The sequence below is a fragment of the Pseudomonas sp. P4_C3 genome, from assembly GCF_056402075.1.
Window position 1 is genome coordinate 1 of sequence record NZ_JBFUIC010000256.1, and the last position, 6,032, is coordinate 6,032.

Sequence of the window (6,032 nt, forward strand, 5' to 3'; positions counted from 1 at the left end):
GCTGGAACTGTGTAAAAAACATAACCTGCGCGTGGCTGAATTAATGATGGCTAACGAGAGGGTGTGGCGCAGCGAGGACGAAATCCGCAGCGGCCTGATGAAGCTCTGGCGCGCCATGCAGGATTGCGTTGAACAGGGCCTCAAACACGAAGGCATCCTGCCCGGCGGCCTGAACGTGCGCCGTCGTGCGGCCAAGCTGCACCGCAGCTTGCAGGAATTGAACAAACCCAATGTGATCGGCTCGACCTTGAGTGCCATGGAGTGGGTCAACCTGTTCGCCCTGGCGGTCAACGAAGAAAACGCCGCCGGCGGGCGCATGGTTACGGCACCGACCAACGGCGCCGCGGGGATCATTCCGGCAGTGCTGCACTACTTCATGAAATTCAGCGAAGCGGTGACCGACGCCAATGTCGTCGATTACTTCCTCGGCGCGGCGGCGGTGGGAATCCTGTGCAAGAAGAACGCCTCGATCTCCGGTGCCGAAGTCGGCTGCCAGGGCGAAGTCGGTTCGGCCTGCGCCATGGCGGCGGCCGGACTGGCGGAAATCCTTGGCGCCACGCCAGAGCAATTGTGCAACGCGGCGGAGATCGGTCTGGAACACAACCTCGGCCTGACCTGCGACCCGGTGGGTGGACTGGTCCAGGTGCCGTGCATCGAGCGCAATGCGATTGCCGCGGTAAAAGCGATCAATGCCGCGCAAATGGCATTGCGCGGTGATGGCCAGCACTTTATTTCGCTGGATCGGGTGATCCGCACCATGCGCGATACCGGTGCCGACATGCATGACAAATATAAAGAGACATCGCGGGGTGGCTTGGCGGTTAGCGCGGTGGAGTGCTGAGACCGAGTCGCCTTCATCGCGAGCAAGCTCGCTCCCACAGGTTTTGCGGCGGTCACAAAAATTGTGTTCACCTCAATCCCTGTGGGAGCGAGCTTGCTCGCGATAGCGCCAGACCAGTCAAAACTGCGCGCTAAGTGAACACCTGCTCGAAAACGCGCCACCTTTTAGCGCGTCGCTCTCAGATAAATCGCCTTGCCACTGGTCGAGAGCCAACCAGCCTTCGACCGCCCGTCACCCGTGCCTGCGGTGACACTCCTTACCGACGCGGCGCAACGCCGTTCCCACAAGTGCTACCGAATTGCTCACAGCTTGTGGGCCGGGGCGCTTGCCAGTCCTGATGGCCATTTAAATCCCCCTGCCTTGCAAGACATATATAGACACATTCCGACGTCGTTTTTAGGAGTTATTGAACGCGCATTCAAATTTAGGCATGGCAATTGCTCTGTCATTACAAAGCCCGTCTCCCACGCGAGAACGATGGCAATAAAAAGAGCCTCCGCCTGAGGCCATCACCCGCTTTGTGTGAGGAGATACCGCGATGACGACGTTCAACTCCGGGGCCCAACCCCAGAACCGTGCGCCTCAATCCATCGGCTTTCTGCTGCTGGACAATTTCACGCTGATTTCTCTGGCCTCCGCAGTGGAACCCCTGCGCATGGCCAACCAGTTGTCCGGTCGCGAGCTGTATCGCTGGACCACCCTCACCGTCGATGGCGGCCAGGTCTGGGCCAGTGACGGCCTGCAGATCACCCCCGACGCTTCCATGCACAAAGCCCCGCCAATGGACACCGTCATCGTGTGCGGCGGTATTGGCATCCAGCGCACTGTTACCCGCGAACACGTGTCATGGCTGCAAAGCCAGGCCCGCCAGTCCCGCCGCCTCGGCGCGGTGTGCACCGGCAGTTGGGCCCTGGCCTGCGCCGGCCTGCTCGACGGGTTTGATTGCAGCGTGCACTGGGRATGTCTGGCGGCGATGCAGGAAGCTTTCCCGCGTGTAGCGATGAGCACTCGCTTGTTCACCCTCGACCGTAACCGTTTCACCAGCTCCGGCGGTACCGCGCCGCTGGACATGATGCTGCACCTGATCAGCCGCGATCACGGTCGTGAGCTGTCGGCGGCCATTTCGGAAATGTTCGTCTACGAGCGTATCCGCAACGAACAGGATCACCAGCGTGTGCCGCTCAAGCACATGCTCGGCACCAACCAGCCGAAGTTGCAGGAAATCGTCGCGTTGATGGAAGCCAACCTCGAAGAGCCGATCGACCTGGACGAACTGGCGGTGTATGTCGCGGTGTCCCGTCGTCAGCTCGAACGCCTGTTCCAGAAATACCTGCACTGTTCGCCGTCGCGTTACTACCTGAAACTGCGCCTGATCCGCGCGCGCCAGCTGCTCAAGCAAACGCCGATGTCGATCATCGAAGTGGCGTCGGTATGCGGTTTCGTATCCACGCCGCACTTCTCCAAGTGCTACCGCGAATACTTCGGCATTCCGCCGCGTGACGAGCGCGTAGGGTCCAACACTACCCAGCAAGTGGCGATGATGCCGCTGCCGCAAGCGCTGGTGCTGTCGCCGTTGTCCGGGCCGTTGTCGGCGCTGAGCCAGGCGCGCAATGAGTCGACGTTTGCCAGTGTAAGGCTCTAAACCGAGGCGTCATTAAAAGATCGTCCGAACGCGGCCCGAGCCTTCGGACGATCTTTTGATTTTCTGTCAGCCGCGATGGCTTTGCTGGTACTCCGACAACGCCGGCAGCAATTGTTTGTCGATGGCCTGGCGCACTGCCGGCAGGATCGTCGCGCTGCTGGTGTACATTTCCTTGACCATCTTGCGAAGTTCATACGCCCGAGCATCGTCCAAGCCCCTTACCACGCACTCGCAAGCCTGCTCGGCGGTGGCTCCACTGGGCACGTTGAACCCCAATGACTTGAGCTGGCCCAACAGGTCTTCCTGGTCTATCAAATCGGCGTGCATCATGACGCAATCCTTCTTCAGGGAACGGTGTCGTGGTTCGATTCTGGTGGGGGTGCCGGGTGTCGGCAAGGGCGAATTGTCGCAATGGCAGCATTGGCTATGAACAGGTCGTTTTCGGGCAACTTACCGGCCAAGGGAGGGGGCACACTGGACTCAGCTCGCTTCACGAAGGTTTGGTCACCCTCGCACGGCAGCTCCTCAACAGTACCCTCTGCCTCGATCCTGTCACGGCTTGATCGGGGCTTTTTTTGGTCGGTTGAAAAGCAAAAGATCGCAGCCTTCGGCAGCTCCTACAGAGATCGTGTTTCAACTGTAGGAGCTGCCGAAGGCTGCGATCTTTTAGTGATTTAACGCTGCAACACCAGAATCCGCGACAACAACTCATCCCGGTCAACATAGCAACCCTGGAAATGCCGCGCCCCGGTGGCCGGGTCGAAGGCGTTGCGGGCATGCAGGGTGCGGCGGTTGTCGAAGCACCACAGCTCCCCGGGATTGAGCCGCTGCATCAACCTGAATCGAGGCTCGCGGGTCATCGCGATAAAGCGCCGGTAGGCGCGATAGAGCCTGGGCATCTGTTCCACCGACGCATCGAACGGTCCGCGCAGAAAGTTCGCCATGCGGATTTCCGACACCTGCCCCAACGCATCCAGGGCAATGATCGGCGCGAGACAGCGGTAGTCGCTGTGGCGGTCCTTGTTGCGAAACTCTACGGGGATTTCGCAGAGGCTTTTGAAGGATTCGGGGTCTTCCCTGCGCAAGGCGTCGGCGATGGCAAAACCGTCGACAAAAATGCTCTCGCCACCCTCGGCGTCATTGACCAGGCAATGCAAAAATTGCAGCCCCGGTTGCAACTCCCGGGTCGGCAAATCGCTGTGCAGCGGCAGGTTGAACGCGGTATAGGCGTTGCTGTCGGCGTCGGCCTTGGATTGCACGTTGAACAGCACGCCGAAATTGCTCTCGCGGATGAAGGAAATGCGTTGGGCRATCARCTTCAACGAGCCGGGCTCGGTSGGTACRCCACGGACCTGGGTAAGCCCGACATCGCGCACCGCCAACAACCATTGCAACAAGGCGCCGGAGTCGTTCATCAGCGCCTGGTATTCGAACACTGGCAACTGCAAGTCGCTGTGCCAAAGCCAGGCTTTCGGCTTGCGTGCCTGGCGTTCGGCACGGGATTCGTCGTCATAGGCATGGGCACGCAGCCAGCCGGGACCAAAACGGCTGCAGTGGCCATCCTGCCAGTCCACCGACAGGCAACCTTCGGTGTCGATGTGCACTTGGTCAGGCATCAGGTCTTGAGCGACATCGACGATTTCCAGCACTTGCTCGCGGGTCACGGTGTAGACGCACTGTGGGCACGGGCAATTGTCCCGCAGCCATTGATGGTGGAAAGGGCTGACGCGATTGTCGGCCCACTTCACCAGAACATGGTCCGCCAGAGTCTGCACGCCAGTCAGCGCGCTGATCAACGGATAGGTACGAAAGTCGGCAAATGCAGCGGCGGTGTTCATGGCGATCTCCTTGTTATTTTTTTGGAGGTAATGCGATCACTCGGCCAATGTACTCGGGCGTTGGCAGGTCCGCCTGTTCGGCGACGATGGCTTGCAACCGGCTCAAGGACAGTTCGCTGAACGGTGCCGAACGCGGCCCGGCGAGATCCACGTGCAGCAGCATCTGTTCGTTGCCGGCAAGTTCCTGGGCATCACCGACCAGATGCAGGCTGTGATAGAGGTGCACGCGCTTGCTGTCGTGGGCAATGATTTGGGTGTGCACTTCGACCTGGGCGTCGAGCTTCACTTCGTGCAGGTAATTGAGGTGCAGTTCGAGGGTGAACAGCGAGTTGCCGCTGGCCTCGCGGCTGTTGCTGTCCAGGTCCAGGCGATCCATCAGCGCATCGGTGGCGTAGCTGAAAATCAGCAGGTAGAAGGCGTCGCGCAGGTGGCCGTTGTAGTCGACCCAGTCGGGGATGATGGTGGTTTGGTAGGTGGTGAGGGTGGGCATGGTTTCTGATCCAATTTGTGTGGTGACTGGACTGCCGCTATCGCGAGCAAGCTCGCTCCCACAGTGATTTGCAGTGTGAATACAATCTATGTCACTCAGCAGATCCCCTGTGGGAGCGAGCTTGCTCGCGATGGGGCCAGTGCTGCTGGCCCCACAGCCTGGGCTTATTCGCTGAAAGCCATCCCATGCTTCTCTTTGGTGGTCTTCACCGCCTCCAGCACCGCCAGCAGGCAGTCATCACGATAGCGCTCCAGCGCCGAAATGCTGTGTTTGCCCAGTTGATCGCTGGTGCCATCGACCACGTCGTCGATCAGTTTGTCGGTCAGCTCCGGCGCCGGCAGGTAGGTCCACGGCAATTGCAACGCCGGGCCGAACTGCGCCATGAAGTGGCGCATGCCGGCATCGCCACCGGCCAGGGTGTAAGTCAGGAACGTGCCCATGAACGACCAGCGCAAACCGGCGCCGAAGCGGATGGCATCGTCGATTTCACCGGTAGTCGCCACACCGTCGTTGACCAGGTGCAGTGCCTCACGCCACAGCGCCTCGAGCAGACGGTCGGCGATGAAGCCCGGTACTTCCTTGCGCACGTGCAGCGGGCGCATCCCCAAGGATTCATAGACTTTCATCGCGGCTTGCACCGCTTCAGGGGCGGTGTTTTTGCCGCCGACCACTTCCACCAACGGCAGCAGGTAAACCGGGTTGAACGGGTGACCGACCACGCAACGCTCAGGGTGCGTGGCACTCTCGTAGAACTCGCTCGGCAGCAGGCCGGAGGTGCTGGAACCGATCAAGGCATTGGGCTTGGCTGCGGCGCTGATTTTGCTGTGCAGGTCCAGTTTCAGCTCCAGTCGCTCCGGGGCGCTCTCCTGGATGAAATCGGCATCGCGCACGCACTCTTCGATGGTCGCGACAAAGCGCAGGCGATCCTGCGATGCTCCCGGCGCCAGGCCTTGTTTCTCCAGCGCGCCCCAGGCATTGGCGACGCGTTTGCGCAAGGCGGCTTCGGCGCCGGGGGCCGGGTCCCAGGCCACTACATCCAGACCATGGGCGAGGGCACGGGACACCCAACCGCTGCCGATGACACCGCTGCCTAACGCTGCGAAGGTTTTGATTTCGGTGATGAAGGTCATGGTGACGTCCTAAAAAGTTCGGTGAGCCCTGTAGGAGCTGCCGCAGGCTGCGATCTTTTGATCTTGCTTGTAAAAAACAAGGTGAAAAGAT

At 60.3% G+C, this 6,032-nt stretch carries 6 protein-coding genes; 2 read left to right on the forward strand and 4 right to left on the reverse strand.

What is annotated here, in order from left to right:
* Positions 1-841 (forward strand): L-serine ammonia-lyase (locus tag AC1DVH_RS24865; protein ID WP_477756047.1); only part of this gene is annotated, 841 nt, incomplete at its 5' end.
* Between the two features lie 538 nt (positions 842-1,379).
* Entirely contained in the window at positions 1,380-2,483 is a 1,104-nt protein-coding gene (gbdR, locus tag AC1DVH_RS24870; protein WP_477756048.1) for a choline metabolism transcriptional regulator GbdR, read from the forward strand.
* A 66-nt stretch (positions 2,484-2,549) separates the two neighbouring features.
* On the opposite strand, the gene AC1DVH_RS24875 is transcribed toward gbdR, so the two are convergent.
* The 4 genes from AC1DVH_RS24875 to AC1DVH_RS24890 form a co-directional block, all read right to left on the reverse strand.
* Positions 2,550-2,813 carry a hypothetical protein gene (locus AC1DVH_RS24875; RefSeq protein ID WP_223456790.1) on the reverse strand — a complete coding sequence of 88 codons (264 nt, stop codon included), beginning with the start codon at positions 2,811-2,813 and terminating at the stop codon, positions 2,550-2,552.
* Positions 2,814-3,157: 344 nt separating this feature from the next.
* A complete protein-coding gene (locus AC1DVH_RS24880) occupies positions 3,158-4,321 on the reverse strand; it encodes a gamma-butyrobetaine dioxygenase (RefSeq protein WP_477756049.1) in 1,164 nt (387 codons plus the stop codon).
* Positions 4,322-4,334: 13 nt separating this feature from the next.
* A complete protein-coding gene (locus tag AC1DVH_RS24885) occupies positions 4,335-4,811 on the reverse strand; it encodes a thioesterase family protein (protein WP_477756050.1) in 477 nt (158 codons plus the stop codon).
* Positions 4,812-4,975: 164 nt separating this feature from the next.
* On the reverse strand, positions 4,976-5,941 hold the full coding sequence (locus tag AC1DVH_RS24890) for an L-carnitine dehydrogenase (RefSeq protein ID WP_046039357.1): 966 nt from the start codon (positions 5,939-5,941) through the stop codon (positions 4,976-4,978).
* Positions 5,942-6,032 lie beyond the last annotated feature (91 nt).

What these genes read in the sequence shown, in the direction of transcription:
- AC1DVH_RS24875 (WP_223456790.1), bottom strand. Translation starts at nt 2,813, where the DNA reads ATGATGCACGCCGATTTGATAGACCAGGAAGACCTGTTGGGCCAGCTC.
- AC1DVH_RS24890 (WP_046039357.1), bottom strand. Translation starts at nt 5,941, where the DNA reads ATGACCTTCATCACCGAAATCAAAACCTTCGCAGCGTTAGGCAGCGGT.
- AC1DVH_RS24885 (WP_477756050.1), bottom strand. Translation starts at nt 4,811, where the DNA reads ATGCCCACCCTCACCACCTACCAAACCACCATCATCCCCGACTGGGTC.